Raw genomic sequence first — 21593 nt, 5'->3', positions numbered from 1 at the left:
GGGACGACTGTCGCAGACGCATACGCGTCCGGGTGGGGGCGTGCAGGGCAGTCCCCGCAGAAAATGGCGTACGACCCGGGTACCTGTTCGTCGTCGGGTGAACACGCCATTTTTGAGGAGTCTGCCCGGAGGGACCCCGCCCCCACCCACCGGACGGTGGGCGACCCGCACCCCACGGACGACGACGCCACCCCAAGCCCGTCCGGCGATTGAGGACGGAACCCCGCGCCCCGGACCCGGGGCGACTCAGTAGTCGAACGCCCGCGCCGTATTGTCCGCCACCGCCGCCGCCAGCTCGTCCTCCTCCAGCCCCTTCACCGTCGCCATCGCCCGGAGCGTGACCGGGATCAGGTACGGCGCGTTGGGGCGGCCCCGGAAGGGGGCCGGGGTCAGGAAGGGCGCGTCGGTCTCGACGAGGACGAGCTCCACCGGCGCCACCGCCAGCGCGTCGCGCAGCGGCTGGGCGTTCTTGAAGGTCACGTTGCCGGCGAACGACATGAAGTACCCGGCGCGGGCGCACACCCGCGCCATCTCCGCGTCGCCGGAGTAGCAGTGGAAGACGGTCCGCTCCGGCGCCCCCGCGTCCGCGAGGATGCGCAGGACGTCCGCGTGGGCCTCGCGGTCGTGGATGACGAGCGCCTTGCCGTGGCGTTTGGCGATCTCGATGTGGGCGCGGAAGGACTCCTCCTGGGCGGCCATGCCCTCGGGCCCGGTGCGGAAGTAGTCGAGGCCGGTCTCGCCGACCCCGCGCACGTGCGGCAGCGCGGCCAGTGCGTCGATCTCGGCGAGGGCCTCGTGGAGGGCGGCGGCGCCACCGCCCTCCCGGGCCCCCTGCCGCGACCAGCCATCCTGGTCACCGTGCACGATGCGCGGCGCCTCGTTGGGGTGCAGGGCCACCGCCGCGTGCACACCGGGGTGCGCGGCGGCGGTCTCCGCGGCCCAGCGGGACCCCTTCACGTCGCACCCCACCTGCACCACGGTCGTCACGTTGACCGCGGCGGCCCTGGCGAGGCCCTCCTCGACGGTGCCGTCCTGCATGTCCAGGTGGGTGTGCGAATCGGCGACCGGCACCCGGAGGGGTTCGGGCAGCGGCGGGGCTTCGGTACGGCTCATGGCCACGATCGTACGAGGACCGCGGCGGACGGGCTCAGGCCGCACACGGCCTACGGCTCATTTGCGGAAGGGGTGCAGAAGGTCGGAGAAGTGCCAGTGGTGGCCGGCGGCCGGGACCGCGGTGGCGGCGACGGGCTCCTCGCGCGGCTCCTCGGGGGTCAGCGGCCCCGCCGCCGGCCGGGTGCGGTCCGGGTTGCGCAGGAGCTGCTGGACGGTCGATACCCGGCCGGCCCGCATGATCCGTACGACGTGCCCGCCGCAGTTCCCGCAGGTGGGGGTGGAGAGGGGGGAGGGCACCCGCTCGCCGTCCGCCTTGTAGACCACGTAGGCGTGCTGGGAGGCGTCGACGTGGTGCTCGATCTCGTAGGACTGTTCCCAGCCGTATCCGCACCTCATGCAGGCGAAGGCGTAGGCCTCGTGCACGGTGGTTGCTATGTCGCTCATGCCTGCTCCTCTTGTCCGCTGGACAAGCACTCCGGAGAATGCGTCCTGGATCCAGTGGACGCCTCTACCGGCGGAAGCGCACCGGGCCCTGTCGAGTGTTGGAGCGGTTTTGGCCTTGTCGTGGCGAAACGGCCCGGTACGCGGCTCTCGCTTTGCTTTTCACGATAGTCCTTTACCGTCCGCATGGCCGGTCCTGGCCGCATTCTTTGCCGCGACGACGGCGTCGAACACCTCGCGTTTGGGCAGTCCGGCGTCGGCGGCGACGGCGGAGATGGCCTCCTTGCGCCGCTCCCCCGCCTCCTCGCGCACCCGCACCCTGCGTACCAGCTCCTCGGCGTCCAGTTCCTCGCCTCCCGGGGCCACGCCCTCCACGACGACGGTGATCTCACCGCGTACCTGCTCGGCGGCCGACCAGGCGGCGAGGTCGGCCAGGGGGCCGCGCTTGACCTCCTCGTACGTCTTGGTCAGCTCGCGGCAGACGGCGGCCCGCCGCTCCGCGCCGAAGACCTCGGCCATCGCGGCGAGGGTGTCGTCGAGCCGGTGGGGGGCCTCGAAGAAGACCATCGTGCGGGGCTCGCGGGCGACCTCGCGGAGCTTGGAGAGGCGTTCGCCGCCCTTGCGCGGCAGGAAGCCCTCGAAGCAGAAGCGGTCCACCGGCAGCGCGGACAGGGCGAGCGCGGTGAGCACTGCGGACGGGCCGGGGACGGCGGTGACCTTGATGCCGCGTTCCACGGCGGCGGCGACGAGCCGGTAGCCGGGGTCGGAGACGGAGGGCATGCCGGCGTCCGTGACGAGCAGGACCCGGGCGCCGCCGGCCAGCGCCTCGACGAGTTCGGGCGTACGGGCGGTCTCGTTGCCCTCGAAGTAGGAGACGACGCGGCCCGTGGTGTGGACGCCGAGCCCCTGGGTCAGCCGGCGCAGCCTGCGGGTGTCCTCGGCGGCGATGACGTCGGCGGCCTCCAGTTCGGCGGCGAGGCGTGGCGGGGCGTCCGCCAGGTCGCCGATGGGGGTCCCTGCGAGCACGAGCGTTCCAGTCGTTCCAGTCACAACGCCCATCCTCCCAGCACGGGCAGCGAGACCCGCACAGTCGCGTTCCCTACGATGGCGCGGTGACGAGTACAGCGCCCGAAGCCCGGCAGGGCCAAGACGCCGGGGAGCAGCACGGCCCGGAGCCGACTTCCTGGCAGCAGCGGCTCCGCCGCTTCGGCCATTACCCGCGCCCCGGGATCGGGCTGCGGGAGCGGCTGATTCCGCCGTACACGCGGCCCGGGTTCCAGCTGTGGGCGGTGCTCGGCGTGCCGCCGCTGCTCGCGGAGCGGGTGGTGCGCTGGTCGGCGTGGGGCGGGCCGCTGCTGGTGGCGCTGGTCGCGGGTGTGCTGCGGTTCTGGAAGCTGGGCAGCCCGCACGCGGTGATATTCGACGAGACGTACTACGCCAAGGACTCCTGGGCGCTGATCAACCAGGGGTACGAGGGGGCGTGGCCGAAGGACGTCGACAAGCTGATCCTGAACGACCCGTCGCAGGTGCCGGTGCCGACGGACCCGGGCTATGTGGTGCACCCGCCGGTCGGCAAGTGGATCATCGGCCTCGGTGAGCAGATGTTCGGGTTCACGCCGTTCGGCTGGCGGTTCATGGTCGCGGTGCTCGGCACGCTGTCGGTGCTGATGCTGTGCCGGATCGGCCGCAGGCTGTTCCGCTCGACGTTCCTGGGCTGTCTGGCGGGGCTGCTGCTCGCGGTGGACGGGCTGCATTTCGTGATGAGCCGCACCGCGCTGCTCGACCTGGTGCTGATGTTCTTCGTGCTGGCCGCGTTCGGCTGTCTGCTGATCGACCGCGACCGGTCCAGGCAGCGGCTCGCGGCAGCGCTGCCGGTCGACGCGGAGGGTGTGCTGCGTCCGGACGCCGCGGTCGCCGAGAGGCTGCGCCTGGGCTGGCGCCCGTGGCGGATCGCCGCCGGGATCTCGCTGGGCCTGGCCTCCGCCACGAAGTGGAACGGGCTGTACGTCCTGGTCGCGTTCTGCCTGATGACGGTGTTGTGGGATGTGGGCGCGCGCCGCACGGCCGGCGCGGTGCGCCCGTACCTGGCGGTGCTGCGGCGGGATGTGGTGCCGGCGTTCGTCTCGACGGTGCCGGTCGCGGTCCTCACGTACCTCGCGTCGTGGACCGGCTGGATCGTCCGCGACGGCCCGGACCGGCACGGCTACTACCGGGACTGGGCGGCGACCGACGGCAGGGGCGGCCACTGGACGTGGCTGCCGGACTGGCTGCGCAGCCTGTGGCACTACGAGAACCAGGTGTTCGACTTCCATGTGAACCTGACGTCGGGTCACACGTACCAGTCCAATCCGTGGAGCTGGATCGTGCTGGGCCGGCCCGTCTCGTACTTCTACGAGGAGCAGAACGGCTGCGCGGCGTCGGCGACCGGCAAGTGCTCCCGCGAGGTCCTGGCCATCGGCACCCCTCTGCTGTGGTGGGCGGCCTGTTTCGCCCTGGCGTACGTGCTGTGGCGCTGGATCTTCCGCCGCGACTGGCGGGCGGGCGCGATCGCCTGCGGGGTGGCCGCGGGCTGGGTGCCGTGGTTCCTGTACCAGGAACGCACCATCTTCCTTTTCTACGCGGTGGTGTTCGTGCCGTTCCTGTGTCTCGCGGTGGCGATGATGATCGGCGCGATGCTGGGCCCGGCGGCGGACTCCGGGCCCCGGTACGAACTGGGCCTGGCGAAACCCGATCCCTCGGGCGAACGGCGCCGGACACTGGGGGCGGTGGCGGCCGGTGTGCTGGTTCTGTTGATCGTCTGGAATTTCATCTATTTCTGGCCGCTGTACACGGGAACTCCCATTCCGGAGGATTCCTGGCGGGACCGGATGTGGCTGGATACCTGGATTTGATGGGCTTGTTGACGCCGTAGCGCATCGCATTCCGATAACAACCAAGTCCCTTGTCACTACTGTCCCGTAAAGTGCCTCGCACAGCCCTCTTGAACGCGTTCAAGAGGGGGCTCCGGGGGGATGGGGACGACAGGGAATGCGTAGTGGAGCGAAGATAGGCATAGTCGGCGGGGCGTTCGCGCTCGTGCTGGGCGGGGTGGGATACGGGGCGTACAACGTCCTGGACGGGCTCGGTGGCGGGGGCGGCGGTACGAGTACGGCCGCCGACTCGTCCGAGGTGAGGACCGGCCCGGTCACCGAGAAGGAGATCGCCGAGACGTCCGAGAAGTTCCTCGCCGCGTGGGCGAAGGGCGAAGCGGCGGTCGCGGCGGAGCTCACCAACAACAAGGGCGACGCGGAACCGGCGCTGGCCGGCTACAGCGAGACGGCCCACGTAACCAAGGCGGTCATCACCCCGGGCGCGGCGACCGGCTCGACCGTCCCGTACACCGTGAAGGCGACCGTCTCGTACAAGGGCACGTCCAAGCCCTGGTCGTACGCCTCGAAGCTGACCGTGGTCCGCGGACTGACGACCGGGCACGCGCTGGTCGACTGGGAGCCCTCGGTCATCCATCCGGACCTCGCGAAGGGCGAGTCGCTGGAGACGGGCGAGGCGTCCTCCGCGGCGATCGAGGCGGTCGACCGCAACGGCCAGGTGCTCAGTACCGAGAAGTACCCGTCGCTGGGCGGCATCCTGGACGAGCTCCGCAAGAAGTACGGCGAGAAGGCCGGTGGCACCGCCGGCGTCGAGACCTGGATCAACAGCGCGAACGCCGACGGCGCGGACAGGACTCTGCTGACCCTGGTCAAGGGCAAGCCGGGCCGGGTGCAGACCACACTGGACGCGAAGATCCAGGCGGCGGCCGAGCGGGGCGTGAAGAAGTTCGCGCAGGCGTCGGTCGCGGCGGTCGAGCCGTCGACGGGGGCGATCCGGGCCATCGCGAACAACCGGGACGACAGCTTCGACGCGGCCCGGCAGGGCCGGGTCGCCCCCGGCTCCACGATGAAGATCATCACCGCCGCGATGATCATCCAGAACGGCCTGGGCGGCGAGAACACGCCCGTCGAGTGCCCCTCGACCGTGCCCTGGGTGGGGGTCGTCTTCCACAACCTGGACGACTTCTCGATGACGGACAACCCCACGCTGAAGCGGGCGTTCGCCAGGTCCTGCAACACCGCGTTCATCAAACCGGTGCTGCCCCTGGGCAACAAGCGCGACACCGCCCTCGGCACCGAGGCCAAGCAGTACTTCGGGATCGGCCTCAACTGGCAGACGGGCATGGTGACGGCCGACGGCGAGGTGCCGGCGTCCTCCGACGCCGAGACGGCCGCCTCGTTCATCGGCCAGGGCAAGATCCAGATGAACCCGCTGAACATGGCCTCCGTCACCGCGACCGCGGTCAGGGGCCAGTTCCTCCAGCCCTACATCGTCCCGAAGGACCTCGACAACCGGACCTTCGCCACCGCGAGCCCGCTGCCGCCCGGGGTGTCCTCGCAGCTGAAGAACATGCTGCGCTACGCCGCGACCGCCCCCGAGGGCACCGCCACCCAGGCCATGGCGGGTGTGCGCGGTGACAAGGGCGCCAAGACCGGCTCGGCGGAGGTCGACGGCCACGCCACGTCCGACAGCTGGTTCACCGGCTTCTGCAACGACCTCGCGGCAGCCGCCCTCGTCCAGTCCGGCGGCCACGGCGGCGACGCGGCGGGCCCGGTCGTCGCCGAGGTCCTGCGTGCGGGGCCGTGACGGGACGGCCCCGCGCTCTCAGTAGCCGACCGTGAAGTGCCGGGCCCCGTAAGGCATTTCGAGTTCGTCGATGGCCGCCGCCGCGAGGTCCTCCGCCGATATCCGGGACGTGCCGTCGGGTGCGGTGAGCAGGGTCGTCGTGCCTCGGCGGTACACACCCGTGCGGGTGCCCGGTTCCAGTACGGCGGGCGGGCTGAGGTAGACCCAGTCGGCCGGGTGCGCGCGGCAGGCGGCCAGTTGCGCGGAGCTGGCGGCGGCCACCGTGCGCCACCGCGGAGGTACGTACTCCGGGCTGTCCAGGACGAGTTGTGCGGGGCGGCCGGGGACCTTCAGCGGGCCCGCGCCGCCGATCACCAGGATGCGCGTGCCGGTCCTGGCCGCCGCGTCGAGCAGGGACGTCGTGGTCGCCGCGATCGTGTGCTCGTGCCCGGCGGGGGGCCGGGTCGCGGCCACGACCGCGTCCACGCCCTCGAACAGGGCGGCCATGGCGTCGGGGTCGTCCGCGTCGCCCCCGGCCGCGGTGACGCCGGGCGGCAGGGTGTCCGGCCGGCTGCGGCGGTACACCGCGAGGAGCGCGTGGCCCCGGCTCGCGGCTTCGGTGACGACGCGGGAGCCGGCCATGCCTGCGGCTCCGATGACGGCGATCCTCATCGAGGGGTCCTTTCCGGTACGGGAGTGGGGAGGACAACAGGGGCGCGCCCCGGGAGCTGGCCCCCGACGATCGACGCCAGGGCGAGCGCGAAGCCCACGAGCTGGACCGGGCCCAGCGTCTGGCCGAGCACCAGCGCGCCCAGGCCGGCGGCGACCAGCGGGGAGAGCAGCCCGAGGACCGCCACCGAGGTCACCCGCAGAGCCGCGATGCCCTGGAACCACAGCGCGTACGTGAGCAGCCCGCCGACCAGCCCCAGCCAGAGGTAGCCCAGCGCGGCCCGGCCGTCGATCGCGGGCGGCGCGCCCTCGGCCAGGAAGGTCAGGGGCGCCAGGAACAGGCCGCCCGCGGTGAGCTGCCAGCCGGTGAAGGCGAGCGGGCCGATGCCCTCGGGCCGCCCCCACCGCTTCGTGAGCGTCACGCCGAGGCCCATCGTGGCCGCCCCGGCGAGACCGGCCACCACCCCTGCGGCGTCCAGCTCGGCCCCGGGCCCGATCACCACCAGGCCGACGCCGAGCACCCCCGTAACTCCCCACAACAGCGGGCGCGCGGACAGGGGTTGGCGCAGGACGGCCACCGCCAGCACGGCGACGACGAGCGGCTGGGCGGCGCCCAGGGTCGCGGCGACGCCTCCCGGGAGGCGTTCGGCGGCGATGAACAGCAGCGGCAGGAACAGGCCTATGTTCAGCACCCCGAGCACCGCCGCCTTCCCCCACCACGCCCCGCGCGGCAGCGTGCGGGTGAGGGCGAGGGCGATCAGACCGGCGGGCAGGGCGCGCAGGAGTCCGGCGAACAGGGGGTGCCCGGCCGGCAGGAACTCCGTGGTGACGATGTAGGTCGTGCCCCACACCGCCGGGGCGAGCGCGGTCAGGGCGGTGCGGGGCAACGCCCCGGCAGCCCCCCGCGTGGGTCGGCTTGTCATGTCCCGAAGTCTCACGCGGCCACCATTGATGAGTCCAACACATGTCTGTCACGTCATTGATCTCGATCCGAGATGGATTCACGATGAGTCCATGGAGCTTCAGCAGATGCGTTACGTGATCGCGGTGGCCGAGACGAACAGCTTCACGCGGGCCGCCGAGCGGTGCCTCGTCGTGCAGTCGGCCCTGAGCCACCAGATCGGCCGGCTCGAACGGGAGCTGGGCGCACGGCTCTTCGAGCGCACCACCCGCCGGGTGCGGCTCACCCCGGCCGGTGAGGCGTTCCTCCCGGCGGCCCGCCAGTGCCTGGAGGCCGCGGAACGCGCCGCCGCCGAGGTCGCCGCGGCGGTGGGCGAGGTGCGCGGACGGCTCGCCGTGGGCCTGATCCCGACGGTCACCGCCGTCGACATCCCCGCGGCGCTGCGCGACTTCCGCCGCCGCTACCCGCAGGTGCGGATCAGCCTGCGGGTCGGCGCGAGCGACGAGCTGGCCGAGCAGGTCCGCCGGGGCGCGCTCGACGTGGCCTTCCTCGGGCTGCCCGCCACCGCGACGCCCCGGGGCCTCGCCTTCCACGAGATCGGCCGCGACCGGCTCGTCGCCGTGGTCGCCCCGGGTCATCCGCTGGCCGGCGCGCCCGCCGTTGACCTGCGCCGGCTCGCCTCGGAGGTGTTCGTGGACTTCCCGGCGGGAACGGCCGGCCGCGCCCAGACCGACCAGGCCTTCTCGGCCGCCGGCCTCGTCCGCGACGTCGCCTTCGAGGTCACCACCGCCGACTACATCGCCGCCCTCGTCGCCCCCGGCCTCGCGGTGGCGATGCTGCCCCCGGCGTACGCCGACCGGCTCCCCGGGATCGTCGCCGTCGAGGTGTCCGACGCGCCGGCCCGCGTACAGCACGCCGCCTGGAGCCGCTCGGGCCGCACCCCGGCGGCCACGGCGTTCCTGGGGGCGCTCGGCATTCCCGTACACGAGGGGCGCGACTCGTGAAGTGACGACACGAACTATTGACACGCTCTTGTCAGGAGCGGAACACTCCACAGCGGGAGAGCGCTCTCCCAAACCCTCGCAGCACTCCCGCGGTTGCCCGGTCCACGCTCTCCCACTCCACGCTCCCCCACGACGCAGCAGGAGGTCTCTCCATGCCACGGAGGTCCAGAACCCTCACCGGACTGCTCTTGTTCACCTCGCTCGGCCTGACCACGGCGGGCATCGCCGGAATCGCGGCGACGGCGAACGCATCCACCGAAACCACCACGTCGGCCACCTCCGCGCACGCGGAGCACGCCGCGTACTCCATGCCGGGGATGCCCGGCATGGAGGCGTCCACCAAGGCTTCGGGCGACGACCCGGACGGGGACGGCTACATCATGGCCGACCCGCCGGTCACCGGGGTCGTACCCTCGACGGCGGTCCCGCCGCAGGCGTACTTCCACGAGTTCCAGGCCAAGTGCGCCCCCACGCACACCGCCCCGGACGACCCGATCGTCTACCCGGGCCAGCCCGGCAAGTCCCACGACCACACGTTCATGGGCAACACCACGACCGACGCCTACACCACCGCCGCCTCGCTGGAGTCCGGGGACACCACGTGCCTGGCGCCCGGCGACAAGTCCGGCTACTGGATGCCGAGTCTCTTCGACGGGGAGACGAAGATCCTCCCGGACGGCGTCCAGACCATCTACTACAAGTCGGGCGTCACCGACTACACCAGCGTCCGCCCCTTCCCCAAGGGCCTGCGGTACGTCGTCGGCAGCCCGATGCAGAGCCAGGAGGAGTTCAAGAACCTCAAGGGCACCGTCGAGGGCTGGGAGTGCGGTGACTCGTTCAAGAACTACGACTTCCCGGCGACCTGCCCCGACCGCCAGGACGTGCAGCTCAACCTGCGCCTCCAGGCGCCGAGTTGCTGGGACGGCATCCACCTGGACACGCCGGACCACACGAGTCACATGGCCTACCCGGTGGCCTCGGGCAACAACTACAACGCCTGCCCGGCCGACCACCCGGTCGCGCTGCCGATGATCGAGTTCAAGATGGCCTGGCCGGTCAACGGTGACATGTCGCAGGTGAAGCTGGCGAGCGGCGCCGGCTTCTCGTTCCACTACGACTTCATGAACGGCTGGGACGCCGCCACGCTCGACGCGATGGTCACCCACTGCGTCAAGGGCGGCCTCCAGTGCGACCCGCACGGCTACGACGAGAACCACCCCGACCAGGGTGCGGTGCTCGACGAGAACTACGAACTGCCGTAGCCGGCACCCCGCGCACCCCCACGTCCGGGGCCTTTTTTCGGACCGCGCCGGAGAGCGCTCTCCAAGATCGGCCCCGGACCACGCGCGACCCGGCCGCCCCACCCGGCCGCCCCTTCCCCCCACTCGCTCCTCCGTCCCCCCAACTCCCCCCACTGGCAAGGAGATTCACATGCACCATCCCCCCACCCGTACCGCCCGGCGCCTCGTCGCACCGGTCGCGGCGGCCGCCCTGCTCGGCGGCGGTCTGCTCGCCCTCCAGGCACCGGCGGCCCAGGCGGCCGGCAACGTCGTGAAGGTCACCGGTTCGCAGGGCGACTGGCAGCTGACCGTGGACGGTTCGCCGTATACCGTCAAGGGCCTCACCTGGGGACCGTCGGTCGCCGACGCCGAGAAGTACCTGCCCGATGTGGCGTCGATGGGCGTCAACACCATCCGCACCTGGGGCACGGACGCCACCAGCAAGCCGCTCTTCGATACGGCGGCGGCCAACGGCGTCAAGGTGATCGCCGGCTTCTGGCTCCAGCCCGGCGGCGGCCCCGGCAGCGGCGGCTGCGTCAACTACCTGACGGACACGCAGTACAAGAACGACATGCTCGCCGAGTTCCCCAAGTGGGTCGACACCTACAAGGACAACCCCGGCGTCCTCATGTGGAACGTCGGCAACGAGTCCACGCTCGGACTTCAGAACTGTTACGGCGGCGACGAGCTGGAGGCCCAGCGCAACGCGTACACCTCCTTCGTCAACGACATCGCCAGGAAGATCCACGAGGTGGACCCGAACCACCCGGTCACCTCCACGGACGCCTGGACCGGCGCCTGGCCGTACTACAAGAGGAACGCCCCCGACCTCGACCTGTACGCCGTGAACGCCTACGACGCGGTGTGCGGCATCAAGTCCGACTGGGAGCAGGGCGGTTACGACAAGCCGTACATCGTCACCGAGACGGGGCCGGCCGGTGAGTGGGAGGTGGACGACGACGCCAACGGCGTACCGGACGAGCCCACCGACCCCGCGAAGGCCGAGGGATACACCAAGGCGTGGGACTGCGTCACCGGTCACACGGGGGTGGCCCTGGGCGCGACGATGTTCCACTACGGCGTCGAGGACGACTTCGGCGGTGTCTGGTTCAACCTGCTGCCGGGCGGCGAGAAGCGGCTCTCGTACTACGCGGTGAAGAAGGCGTACGGCGCCGACACCTCCGGCGACAACACCCCGCCGGTGATCACGGACATGACGGTCGACAACGCCACCGAGGGTGTCCCGACCGGCTCCGACGTGCACATCAGCACCCGCACCAGCGACCCCGACGGTGACGCGATCACCTATCAGGTCCTCTTCAGCAGCAACTACATCGACGAGAACAAGGCGCTCGTCCCCGCCGGGACCACCGACAACGGCGACGGCTCCCTGACCGCGAAGGCCCCGGGCAAAACGGGCGTCTACAAGGTCTACGTGAAGGCCACGGACGGCCACGGCAACGTGGGCATCGAGACCAAGTCCCTCAAGGTGGTCCCGCCGAAGGTGGACGGCACGAACGTCGCCCAGGGCAAGCCCGCCACGGCCTCCTCCTTCCAGACGGACCCGACGGGCGGCTGCCCGTGCGGCGCGGACAACGCGGTGGACGGCAGTTTCGACACCCGCTGGGCCAGTGACTGGAGCGACCCGCAGTGGCTCCAGGTCGACCTGGGCACGTCCACGACCTTCAAGCACGTGCAGCTCGCCTGGGACCCGGCGTACGCCAAGTCCTACGAGATCCAGACGTCCGAGGACGGCCAGAACTGGACGACGGTCGAGTCCGTGACGGACGGCAACGGTGACATCGACGACCTCGACGTCAACGGGACCGGCCGCTACGTCCGGATCAACGGCACCGAGCGCGGCTCGGGTTACGGCTACTCGCTCTACGAGTTCGGCGTCTACAGCTGACCGGAGGACGGCACTCATGATGATCACTCACCTGGACCGCGTCCGGCCCCACGTGCTCGGCCTGTTCCGTATCGTCATCGGGTTGCTGTTCACCTGCCACGGGATCGCCTCGCTCTTCGGCACCCTGGGCCGCGCGCCCGAACCGGCGGGCGCCTGGCCCGGCTGGTACGCGGCCGTCGTCCAACTGGCCGGCGGTGTCCTGGTGGCACTCGGCATCGGTACGAGAACGGCCGCGTTCCTGGGCTCCGGCTCGATGGCCTTCGCGTACTTCGACGTGCACCAGCGGGCGGCCCTCCTGCCCATCGAGAACGGCGGCGAGGCGGCGGTCCTGTTCTGCTGGACCCTCCTGCTGCTCGTCTTCACGGGCCCCGGCACCCTGTCGGCGGCCCGTCTGCTGCCCGGCCGCCGGGCCTCGGACGAGCGGCCGGAACACCATCTCGGCGTCCCCGTTTGAGGGAACGGCTACGCCGCCGAACGGCCTCCCGGGACTGCCCCCGGGAGGCCGTTCGGCGTCCCCCGCCGGCCCGGAGGCGGGGGCCGCACCACCCGGACTCCCGCCCCGTACGGCTCCGCTACGACCGGCGGCGCAGCGCGCCCCTGGCCGGCAGGGCGACCGCGAGCAGGGCCAGGCCGCCGACGGCCGCCGTGAGGGCCCCGTACATCGCGGGGGGCACGTACGGCGCGTCACCGGTCACGCCGTTCATCATCGGGATCAGCGTGGCCGCGGCGATCGCGGAGCCGAGGACCAGGCCCACCGCGGAGACCAGCAGGGCCTCCCAGCGCAGCATCGTCATCACCTGCCGCCGGGTGGCACCGACGAGGCGCAGCGCGCCCAGTTCGGGGCGGCGGTCCAGGACCGTCATCACCAGGGTGTTGACCGCTGCGACGGCGGCGAATCCGCCGAGGACCGCGGCCATGGTGTTGTTCATCCAGGCGCCCAGCTTCGCGTCGCGGTTCTGCTCGGTGGCGTAGCCGGAGGCGTCGGTGACCTCGCCCAGGGCGGCCAGCGACTTCTCCGAGCCGCCCCGCACCAGCAGTGTGCTGTCGAAGCCCGAGGTGACGTGCCCGGCCAGGGAGGCCCGGTCCATGGTCACCGTGGCCACGCCGAGCCCGCGGCCGTAGACCGCGACGATCTCGGGGGCGGCCTCGGTCCCGTCGGGGAGGTAGAGCGGGAGCCGGTCGCCGACACCGGCGCCCGCCGAGGCCGCCAGGGTGCGGTCGATCGCGATACGGCCCGTGCCGAGCCGGTCGAGGCTGCCCTCGCGTACGTCCAGGTCCTGCACCTTCGCCAGTTCGGCGCCGGAACCGGTGACCCCCTGGGTGGCCGCGCCCAGCAGCGACTTGAACTCGCCGGAGCCGGTCGGCACCAGCACCTGTGTGTTCAGGAGCCCGACGGATGCCTGGACACCCGGCGCGCGGGCCGCGCGGGTGGCCGCGTCCACCGGGAGCCCGGCCGGGTCCGTCACCACGTGGTCCGCGGTGATGCCGGCGCGCAGCTGCTTGTCGGCGGCGTGGCTCTCGCTCGTGTGCATGAACACGAGGGTCGAGGAGAAGGCCACGGCGAGCACGATCGGGGTGATAGCGGAGGCGAGGCGGCGGGCGTTGGCACGGGAGTTGGCGGCCGCGAGCCCGGCCGCCGGCCCCGCGCCGCGCAGCGGCAGCCCGAACAGGCCCGCGCACAGCCGGGCCACCAGCGGGCCGAGCAGCCCGACGGCGAGCATGAAGAGCATGACCACGCCGAGGGCGGCACCGGCCGCGTCGTCTCCGGAGGAGCGGGCGGCCACCCCGGTGAGGATCGCCCCTCCGACGAGGGCGGCGAGGCCGAGGAGGGTGCGGACCGGGCCGGGCCGCAGCCGCTCCACCGACGCCTCCGACAGCGCCTGTCCCGGCTTGATCCTCGCGGGCCGGCGCCCGGCCGCCCAGCCCGCGCCGAGCGCGGTGAGCAGCCCCATGACGACGGCGGCGAGCAGCGGGAGCCCGGAGACGTGCAGGTCCACGGCGCGCGGGACGGCGCCCCGGTCCTGGAGCTGCCCGAACCACCAGTGCGCGAGCCCGATGCCGGGCAGGCACCCGACGATCCCGGCGAGCGGTGCGACGAGCAGCGCCTCGGAGGCGACCGCGCGGCGGACCTGGCGCGGGGTGGCGCCGATGGCGCGCAGCAGGGCGAAGGAGCGGGCCCGCTGGCCGACCGAGAGCGCCACGGTCCCGGCGGCGGTGAAGACGGCGACGATGGCGGCGATGCCACCGAAGGAGCCGCCGATCCCGAAGAGCGTCACCTTGGCGTACCCGAGGCCAGGGTCCTCGACGGCGCCCCGGTCGTCGCCCGTGTGGACCAGGACACCGGAGCCGGCGAGGGCCTTCTTCACGGCGTCGGCGAGGGCGTCGGCGCCGGTGCCCTTCTCCGCCAGCACGACGACGGCGTCGGCCTTGCCGGGGTGCCCGGCGAGGGTGGGGGCCTGGGCGTCCGCGAACCAGGTCGTGGCGCCCGCCTCGCCGGAGTCCCGGGCGGTTTCCCGGGGACCGGCCTCGGCGACGCCTGCGACGCGGAAGTCCTGCTGCCCGGCGGCGGTCTCCAGTACGACGGTGTCGCCGACGACAGCCCGCGCGGCGCGGGCCGTACCCGCGTCGAGCACGACCTCGCCCTCGCGGGGCGCGGAGCCGGCGGTCAGCGAGGTGCCGGTGAAGGTGTGCGCGCCCCATCCGTGCGCGGTGAGCACACCGCCCGGGACGTGCGGTTCGCGGGCGCCGGAGCCGGCCCCGGCGCCCGGTGCGTGCACCGGGAAGGTGAAGTCCGCGACGGCGGCGGCCGCGCCCGGTGCCTCGGCGGCCTTCGCCGCCAGCCCGGCGTCCATCCGTGCGGTGTCCGGCAGCGGCGTCGCCTCCTTCTCCAGGTCCTCGCCACTGCCGGTGACGACGTACTCGTTCTGGTCCGCCGCCGCGACGACCGGCGCGGCGGCGTACCGCTCGGGCGGCACGGAGGCGCGCAGGCTGGTTTCCAGCAGGGTTCCGCAGGCCGAGACGATCAGTGCGGACATGAGCAGCGCGAGGAAGGTTCCCGCGAAGGACGCGGGCTTGAAGCGGATGGCCTCGCGGGCGAGTCCGTTGGGGCGCCTCATGCCGCCGCCCCCGCCATCGCCCCGGCGCGGGCGGTACGGGAGGTGAGCGCGGCCATCCCGGCCGCGATGCGCTCCGCCGAGCCCCGCTCGACGTGGCCGGCGAAGGCGCCGTCGGCGAGGAACAGCACGCGGTCGGCCCAGGCGGCGGCTGCCGGGTCGTGGGTGACCATGACGACGGTGGCGCCGAGGGCGTCCACCGCGTTGCGCAGCAGGCCGAGGACCTCGGCGGCGGTGCCGGTGTCCAGGGCGCCGGTGGGCTCGTCCGCGAAGATCACGTCCGGTTCGGTGACCAGGGCGCGGGCGACGGCCACGCGCTGCTGCTGGCCGCCGGAGAGCTCCGCCGGCCTGCGCCGCGCCTTGTCCGCGAGCCCGACCTGGGCGAGCACCGCCTGCGCCCGGTGCCGGTCCTGGCGCTGCCCGGCCAGGCGCATCGGCAGCAGCACGTTCTGCTCCACGTTCAGCGAAGGCAACAGGTTGAACGCCTGGAAGACGAAGCCGAGGCGGCTGCGGCGCAGCTCGGTGAGCTCGTTCTCGCTCATGCCGGTGATCTCCGTACCGCCGAGCCGTACCGATCCCGCCGACGGCCGGTCGAGTCCGGCGGCGCACTGCAGGAAGGTCGACTTTCCGGACCCGGACGGGCCCATGACCGCGGTGAACGTGCCGCGCGGCAGGGCCAGGTCGATGCCCGCGAGGGCGTGCACCGTGCCCGCCCCGCGTCCGTAGTGCCGCCGGACGTCGCGCAGTTCCACGGCGAGGCCGGGCGTGGCGGCCGGGCCCCCGGGCCGGTTGTCCGCCTCCGGCCGGTCGCCCGCCTTCTGCCGCTTGCCGCTGCGTAGCCTCATTTTCCGCTCTCCTTCACACGTGCGCTTCTCCGACGGATGAAGAGTGCGGGGAAGGCTGTGCGCCGGGCGTCATACCCGGGAGCCAAACCGGCGGTACTACGGCCGTAGGGGGTGGAGGAGAGCGGGTGGGCCGCCCACCGCCTACTCGCCCGGGGCCACCAGCCCCGACTCGTAGGCGAAGACCACCGCCTGGGCGCGGTCGCGCAGGTCGAGCTTGGTGAGGACGCGGCTGACGTGGGTCTTCACCGTCTGCTCGGCCAGCACCAGCGTCCGCGCGATCTCGCCGTTCGACAGGCCGCGGGCCACCAGTGCGAGGACCTCGGTCTCGCGCTCCGTCAGGCCCTTCAGCCGCTGCGCGGGCTTGCCCCGGGCGGCGGGGCGCTGCTTGACGAAGTCCGCGATGAGGCGGCGCGTCACGGACGGGGCGAGCAGCGCGTCGCCCGCGGCCACGACGCGGACCGCCGCGATCAGGTCGGCCGGTGGCGCGTCCTTGAGGAGGAAGCCGCTCGCGCCCGCCCGGAGCGCCTCGTAGACGTAGTCGTCGACGTCGAAGGTGGTGAGCATCAGGACGCGGGGCCGGTGGGTCACGCCCGACGGCGGGTGCAGGAGGTCGCGTGCGGCCTCCAGGCCGTTCATCCCGGGCATCCGGACGTCCATCAGCACGACATCGGGGCGGGTGTGCCGGCTCAGCTCGACGCCCTGCGCGCCGTCGGGGGCCTCGCCCACCACGTCGATGTCGCTCTGGGCTGCCAGCAGCGCGGCGAAGCCCGCCCGCACCATGGCCTGGTCGTCGACGATGATGACGCGTGTCGTCACGTGGTGTCCGTTCCGGTCAGAGGAAGCCGGGCGGCGACGCGGAAGCCGCCGTCCGGGAGCGGCCCCGCGTCGAGGGTGCCGCCGATGATCCGTACCCGCTCGCGCATGCCGACGAGCCCGTGCCCGGTACCGCTCGCTTCGAGCGGCCCGGCGGGAGGCTCGGGCGGCGGGCCGTTGACGACCAGGACGGTGAGCCGGGGGCCGGCCGGCGGTTCGGGTTCCGACACGGACAGCGAGACCCGCGTGGGTGCTCCCGGCGCGTGCCGTACGACGTTCGCGAGGGCCTCCTGGACGATCCGGTACGCGGACAGGCCCACCGCTTCCGGCACGTCGGCGTCGCAGGGGGTGAACTCCACCGGCCCGCCGGCCCTCGCCGTCGCCTCCGCCAGGGAACCGATCTGCGCCAGGCCCGGCTGGGGCACGAGTTCGCCGTCCGCCTCCTCGTTGCGCAGCACGCCGAGGAGCCTGCGCATCTCGCCGAGCGACTGGCGCGCGGTGGCCGCGATGGTGGTGAATTCCTCCCGCATCCGCGGCGGCAGCCCGTCGTGGCGGTACTCCGCGGTGTCCGCCTGCACCGTGATGACGGACATGTGGTGGGCCACCACGTCGTGCAGTTCGCGGGCGATCCGGGCGCGCTCCTCCAGCAGCGTGCGCCGGCCGCGCTCGGCCTCGCTGATCGTCTCCTGCTCGGTCAGCCTGCGCTGAACCTCGGACCGCTCGCGCAGCGCACCGCCCAGCAGGAGCGCCACGCCCCCGAGGATGGTGAACAGCAGGTCCCCGGCGCCGAAGCCGTGGGGCGCGGCGAACCCGAGGGCCACGTTCGCGACCGCCGTGGCCAGCCACACCAGCAGCAGCGTCCGGCGCCGCTCGCGCAGGCCCAGGGCCAGGCAGAGGCCGACGTACCCGACGATCTCCATGGGCGGGAACGGCCACAGCAGCCGCTCCTCGAAGTCGACGGCGAGCAGGGCGAGCGCCCCCGCCACGTCGGCGGCGAAGACCACGTACCAGGCGTGCAGCGGCCGTACGACGGCGAGCAGCAGCGGTGCGGCCTGGGCGACGGCCAGCGCGCCGGCGACGCCCCCGTTCAGGCCGTAGTCGGCGGTGAGGACCTGGATGGTGGTGGGCAGCAGGGCGACGCACAGCACGAACGCCACGGCCCACGGCAGCGCCCGCACCCACCGCCGCGAAGCGCCCGCGAGCAGCGCGCGCGGGCGCTTCTCCTCCACTGAGGTCATGCTCACCAGCGTATGCGCACCGCGCTGTCACCGGCCCGGACGGTGTGCGTGCCAGGTGGTGGCGGCTGCCGCGAGGCGCAGGGTCCATGGGTCGGGGTCGGGGTCGGCACTGCTGATCTCGGACCGGACGTTGGCGTTGGCGGCCCTTGTTGATCTCGTACGTGGCTCGGCCGTACCCGAGGCGGGTCTCGGAGCGTACGAGAACGGCGTCCCGCATCGCCGCGTCCGCCAGGTCCAGGTTCCAGGCCGTGCGGGCGTGGTCGAGAAGCCAGGCCGGCGGCCCAGGTGTGCTGCTCGGCGTGGTCGGCGAACAGACAGCAGCCCTCGCCGTCGGGCCCCGGGGCCACCGCCGGACAGTCCGACAGCAGGACAAGTTCCGTCTCGTCTCCCCCGTACCAGCGGAGCCACAGCGCGGTTCCGTACACGCCGTCGTCGGTGAGGAGGCCGAAGTGTTCGCCTGCGTCATGCGTGGACAGCTGACACTGCACCGCCGTGTCCACGTACGGGGCGGCCGACTTCTCGCGCGCTTCCCGTGCCGGTCGCCGGGCACCCGCCGCCGATGCGAGCAACGCATCACGGCGTACGCCGGGACCACGCTGCTGGCCGTCGGGGGCGACGAGCAGATTCGGCACGCTACAAGCGCGTCCACTCACGCGGTGGAGCTGTACCGGGCCGGGCCGGAAGAAGACCGCTCCCCCGGCGATCTACAGGCCGCCCGTCTGGACCTGGCGACGGCCTACCTTGCCGGCGGAGACGTCGAGGGAGCTGGTGCGAACCTCTCGGAGGTCTTCGGCGCCGACACATACACGGCGAGCATCACCATCAGGCTTCGCAATCCGGCCGCGCTCCTCGGAAGCGAGCCGTACCGTGGCGCACAGTCGGCGGTCGATCTCCGCGCGCATATTCAAGAGGTGACTGTCCGGCCCGCTCTCGCCGGCAATTCTACGGAGCCCCGATGACCGCCCAGCCCACAGATGATCATCTGGTGACCAATCGCAGCCTTCTTTCCACCAAGGCGTACGGAACGGGTCAGTACCTGGCCGCCCGTCAGTCCCTCTACCAATGGCAGACCCCTTAGCCACGACCTGCCAGGCACCGTCGTTGACGAACTGGCCGACGTACGCGGCGTGGTCGCTGATGTGGGGTGCGGTAACGGGAAGTTCGTCGCCCGGGTGCGGGACGACCGCCCCGACCTGAAGGTGCTGCCCATGGACGTCTCGCACGGCATCCTCGGCACCATCCCCGGAGCGGTCGTCGCGGACGTCCAGCAGCTGCCCCTTGCGGATCGATCCCTCGGGGCGGTTCTTGCGCTTCACATGCTGTACCACGTCGAGGACCAAGCCCTGGCTGTCCGCGAGTTGGGGCGCGTATTGGCACCCGGCGGCATTGCGATCGTCTCCACGAACAGCCGGACCGACAAGCGGGAACTGGAACACCTCTGGCGACAGGCCGCAGGTGATGTGCTGGGTATCCAGGAGGGCCCGGCCCGAGTGCAGTTGTCCGCCCGGTTCACCCTGGAGGACGCGCCGTCGATCCTGGGAGCGGTCTTCGGTGAGATCCGCACGATCCCCCTCCCCGGGGTGATCGAGGTGACCGACGCCGAACCGGTCGTCGCGCACTTGGCCTCCTACGAAGCCTGGGCGGACAGGATGGGCGTCCCGTTCCTGGAGACGATCGAGCGCGCGCGGGAGCGGGTCGACGAGACCATCCAGGCAGAGGGCGTTTTCCGCGTCACCTGCCTTGGCGGCATATTGGTCTGCCGATGAGTCGCGAGCGGGCCCGCTTCGCACCGTACGTCCGCGCCGCCCGGAACGGACACCGCCCGCCAGTTGGAGCAGGTACGAGCCGTCGCCATGGGGCCCGTCGGCGGCGCCGACGGACCCCGTGGCCGGCTGGCGGCCCGCCGTCGTGGAGGGCGCCGAGGGGTCCTGACGCCCCTGTCCGGTGAGCGGGGCCGGGATCAGTCCGTCGTCGTCGCCGGCCCCACGCTCAGGTAGGTCGAGCGGCGGACGACGTGGCCGGGCTTGTCGTGCTCGTCGTGGTCGACCTCCAGGATGCGGCCGTCGGACGGGGAGACGATCCAGTGCTGGCGGAGGATCGGGCCGGGTTCCAGCTTGTAGCCCTTGGGGGATTTCCCGTCCGTGGCCGGGCTGAAGCCCCCGGCCCTCGAGTTCTGCTCGGTGAAGGGCTTGTCCCACTTCCAGGTGATCCGGGTGCCTGAGCGGCCGACCGCGTCCTTCACGCCCTCCTGCACCGTGGCGCCGGGAGTCTTCGCCAGGACGCGGAAGACCGCGGCTCGCACCTTGTCGGTGATGGGCGCGCTGATCAGCAGCTCACCGGCCTGCCGGACGGTCTGCTCCGCGGCGGCGTCGCTCCCCTTGGCTCCGGCGGAAAGTGCGCGGCGCAGTGCGTCCGGCTCGGCGGGCAGGTTCTTGAGGTGGTCCCAGTCCACCCAGCCCTTGCCGACGGCCCACTCGCGTTCCGAGTCGAACTTCTTGACGGCGGTCGTCCCGTCCTCGCTCTTGATGGTCATCGAGTGACGGCTCAGGTAGATGGTGTCGGTGGAGGCGTGGTTACCCTCCACCCACCCCGTCACCTTGGTCTTCCAGTACGGGGCGGTCGCCGACTTGCCCTTGAGGTGTTCGGTGATCGACTCGCTGTTGACACGGTCGGCGATGCTGAAGTGGTTGGCCATGGTGGTGAACACCTCGGACGCCGACGCGCTGGCCGCCGGTCCGTCGCCGCCGATGTCCGTGACCGGGAGGATCGCGGCGCCCACCGCGACGGCCGCGACCGCGGCGGCGAGGGCGAACATCCGGTTCCGGCCGAAGCGGGGCTTGACGACCTCGGCCCGGACGGTCTCCTGGGTTTCCGTGGCGTCCGCCGCGATGGCCCCCAGGACCAGGGAGTGGGCTCGTGCCTGGACGGCCGGGTCGAGCGGTTCGGTCCGGCCGGCGCGCTCCAGGGCGGCGGCGCCGGGGAAGTCGAGAAGGTCCTTGTGCTGGTTCTCGTGCGTCATGCGAAGTCTCCCGTCAGGGTCGTACGGGTGGTTCTGGAAAGTCCGTCACGCAGCCGGGTACGGGCCCGGTGCAGACGGGAACGTGCGGTGCCGGCGGGGACGCCGACGGCGGCGGCGGCCTCGGCGGGGGTCAGCTGCTCCCACGCCACGAGGAGCAGCAACTCGCGCTCGTTCTCGGGGAGTTCAGCCAGCTTCTCGCGCAGCTCGGGGCCGACGGAGGCGGCGTCCAGGCGCTGGTCGACGGCCTGCCAGGGGTCGGCCGTCGTGGCGTCGGGGTGCTGGCGCTGTTCGCGGGCGGCGGCGCGTGCCACGGCCTGCCGGTGCCGGGACAGTACGTTCCCGGCGACGCCGAACAGCCAGCCCCTGGCGGAGCCGCGCTCGGCGTCGAACGTCTTGCGGTGGGCGTACGCCTGGAGCCACACCTCGGAGAGCAGGTCGTCGGCGGCTGCCGGCGCGCGGCGTACGAGGTAGCCGTGCAGGGCCTGGGAGTGCCGGGCGACCAGCGGCTCGAATGCCGTTGGCTCGCGTGCGGAGCGAGCCAACAGGTCCTCGTCCGGATCCATGGAGTCTCCTGTCCGGGACCGCCGGGCGGCGG

The 21593-nt window shown here is 72.4% G+C and carries 18 protein-coding genes and 1 pseudogene; 8 read left to right on the top strand and 11 right to left on the bottom strand.

Features of this window, described 5'->3' with window-relative positions; translation table 11 throughout:
* Positions 1-246 precede the first annotated feature (246 nt).
* From B082_RS0111775 to rsmI, 3 genes are all read right to left on the bottom strand, one after another.
* Positions 247-1113, bottom strand: a complete 867-nt coding sequence (locus tag B082_RS0111775) for a TatD family hydrolase (RefSeq protein WP_018551998.1) — start codon at positions 1111-1113, stop codon at positions 247-249.
* 57 nt (positions 1114-1170) lie between these two features.
* The gene (locus tag B082_RS0111770; protein ID WP_018551997.1) at positions 1171-1557 is read right to left on the bottom strand and encodes a hypothetical protein; all 387 of its coding nucleotides are present in this window, start codon (positions 1555-1557) and stop codon (positions 1171-1173) included.
* A 159-nt stretch (positions 1558-1716) separates the two neighbouring features.
* On the bottom strand, positions 1717-2613 hold the full coding sequence (gene rsmI / locus B082_RS0111765) for a 16S rRNA (cytidine(1402)-2'-O)-methyltransferase (protein ID WP_037709911.1): 897 nt from the start codon (positions 2611-2613) through the stop codon (positions 1717-1719).
* 53 nt (positions 2614-2666) lie between these two features.
* Here rsmI and B082_RS0111760 point away from each other — a divergent pair, with 53 nt between their 5' ends.
* Both B082_RS0111760 and B082_RS0111755 read left to right on the top strand, forming a co-directional pair.
* Positions 2667-4445, top strand: a complete 1779-nt coding sequence (locus B082_RS0111760) for a dolichyl-phosphate-mannose--protein mannosyltransferase (protein WP_018551995.1) — start codon at positions 2667-2669, stop codon at positions 4443-4445.
* A gap of 136 nt (positions 4446-4581) precedes the next feature.
* Positions 4582-6228 carry a penicillin-binding transpeptidase domain-containing protein gene (locus B082_RS0111755; RefSeq protein ID WP_037709910.1) on the top strand — a complete coding sequence of 549 codons (1647 nt, stop codon included), beginning with the start codon at positions 4582-4584 and terminating at the stop codon, positions 6226-6228.
* Between the two features lie 18 nt (positions 6229-6246).
* Here B082_RS0111755 and B082_RS0111750 read toward each other — a convergent pair whose 3' ends face one another.
* Both B082_RS0111750 and B082_RS0111745 read right to left on the bottom strand, forming a co-directional pair.
* On the bottom strand, positions 6247-6879 hold the full coding sequence (locus B082_RS0111750; protein WP_018551993.1) for an NAD(P)-dependent oxidoreductase: 633 nt from the start codon (positions 6877-6879) through the stop codon (positions 6247-6249).
* On the bottom strand, positions 6876-7799 hold the full coding sequence (locus B082_RS0111745; protein ID WP_026249685.1) for an EamA family transporter: 924 nt from the start codon (positions 7797-7799) through the stop codon (positions 6876-6878). The genes B082_RS0111750 and B082_RS0111745 overlap by 4 nt, the downstream gene beginning before the upstream one ends.
* Before the next feature lie 91 nt (positions 7800-7890).
* Here B082_RS0111745 and B082_RS0111740 point away from each other — a divergent pair, with 91 nt between their 5' ends.
* The 4 genes from B082_RS0111740 to B082_RS0111725 all read left to right on the top strand — a co-directional run bounded on the left by B082_RS0111740 (position 7891) and on the right by B082_RS0111725 (position 12424).
* Entirely contained in the window at positions 7891-8781 is an 891-nt protein-coding gene (locus B082_RS0111740) for a LysR family transcriptional regulator (RefSeq protein ID WP_018551991.1), read from the top strand.
* 188 nt (positions 8782-8969) lie between these two features.
* A complete protein-coding gene (locus B082_RS0111735; protein ID WP_018551990.1) occupies positions 8970-10043 on the top strand; it encodes a DUF1996 domain-containing protein in 1074 nt (357 codons plus the stop codon).
* A 169-nt stretch (positions 10044-10212) separates the two neighbouring features.
* Positions 10213-11970, top strand: coding sequence for a discoidin domain-containing protein (locus B082_RS0111730; RefSeq protein WP_018551989.1), 1758 nt, complete (start codon positions 10213-10215; stop codon positions 11968-11970).
* A gap of 16 nt (positions 11971-11986) precedes the next feature.
* Positions 11987-12424: a DoxX family protein gene (locus B082_RS0111725; RefSeq protein WP_018551988.1), complete on the top strand. Its 438-nt coding sequence runs from the start codon at positions 11987-11989 to the stop codon at positions 12422-12424.
* 118 nt (positions 12425-12542) lie between these two features.
* On the opposite strand, the gene B082_RS0111720 is transcribed toward B082_RS0111725, so the two are convergent.
* The 4 genes from B082_RS0111720 to B082_RS0111705 all read right to left on the bottom strand — a co-directional run bounded on the left by B082_RS0111720 (position 12543) and on the right by B082_RS0111705 (position 17979).
* The gene (locus B082_RS0111720) at positions 12543-15086 is read right to left on the bottom strand and encodes an ABC transporter permease (RefSeq protein WP_018551987.1); all 2544 of its coding nucleotides are present in this window, start codon (positions 15084-15086) and stop codon (positions 12543-12545) included.
* Positions 15083-15928 (bottom strand): ABC transporter ATP-binding protein, encoded by an 846-nt coding sequence (locus B082_RS0111715; RefSeq protein WP_018551986.1) that lies wholly within the window; start codon positions 15926-15928, stop codon positions 15083-15085. The genes B082_RS0111720 and B082_RS0111715 overlap by 4 nt, the downstream gene beginning before the upstream one ends.
* Positions 15929-16069: 141 nt before the next feature.
* A complete protein-coding gene (locus tag B082_RS0111710; protein ID WP_018551985.1) occupies positions 16070-16744 on the bottom strand; it encodes a response regulator in 675 nt (224 codons plus the stop codon).
* Positions 16741-17979: a sensor histidine kinase gene (locus B082_RS0111705; protein ID WP_026249682.1), complete on the bottom strand. Its 1239-nt coding sequence runs from the start codon at positions 17977-17979 to the stop codon at positions 16741-16743. Before B082_RS0111705 ends, B082_RS0111710 begins: the two co-directional genes overlap by 4 nt.
* Before the next feature lie 299 nt (positions 17980-18278).
* Between B082_RS0111705 and B082_RS40390 the strand changes: the two genes are divergently transcribed.
* Entirely contained in the window at positions 18279-18938 is a 660-nt protein-coding gene (locus tag B082_RS40390) for a hypothetical protein (RefSeq protein WP_324608498.1), read from the top strand.
* A pseudogene (locus B082_RS0111695) lies at positions 18935-19745 on the top strand (class I SAM-dependent methyltransferase). Before B082_RS40390 ends, B082_RS0111695 begins: the two are co-directional and overlap by 4 nt.
* Positions 19746-19939: 194 nt before the next feature.
* Here B082_RS0111695 and B082_RS0111690 read toward each other — a convergent pair.
* Together B082_RS0111690 and B082_RS0111685 are read right to left on the bottom strand one after the other, a co-directional pair.
* Positions 19940-20998: a hypothetical protein gene (locus B082_RS0111690; RefSeq protein WP_018551981.1), complete on the bottom strand. Its 1059-nt coding sequence runs from the start codon at positions 20996-20998 to the stop codon at positions 19940-19942.
* Complete coding sequence (locus B082_RS0111685) at positions 20995-21561, bottom strand: RNA polymerase sigma factor (protein ID WP_018551980.1); 567 nt, start codon at positions 21559-21561, stop codon at positions 20995-20997. Before B082_RS0111685 ends, B082_RS0111690 begins: the two co-directional genes overlap by 4 nt.
* Positions 21562-21593 lie beyond the last annotated feature (32 nt).

It is taken from the genome of Streptomyces sp. ATexAB-D23, assembly GCF_000373645.1.
Classification (GTDB): Bacteria; Actinomycetota; Actinomycetes; order Streptomycetales; family Streptomycetaceae; genus Streptomyces; species Streptomyces castrisilvae.
This window is presented reverse-complemented; position numbering and strand designations above follow the sequence as displayed.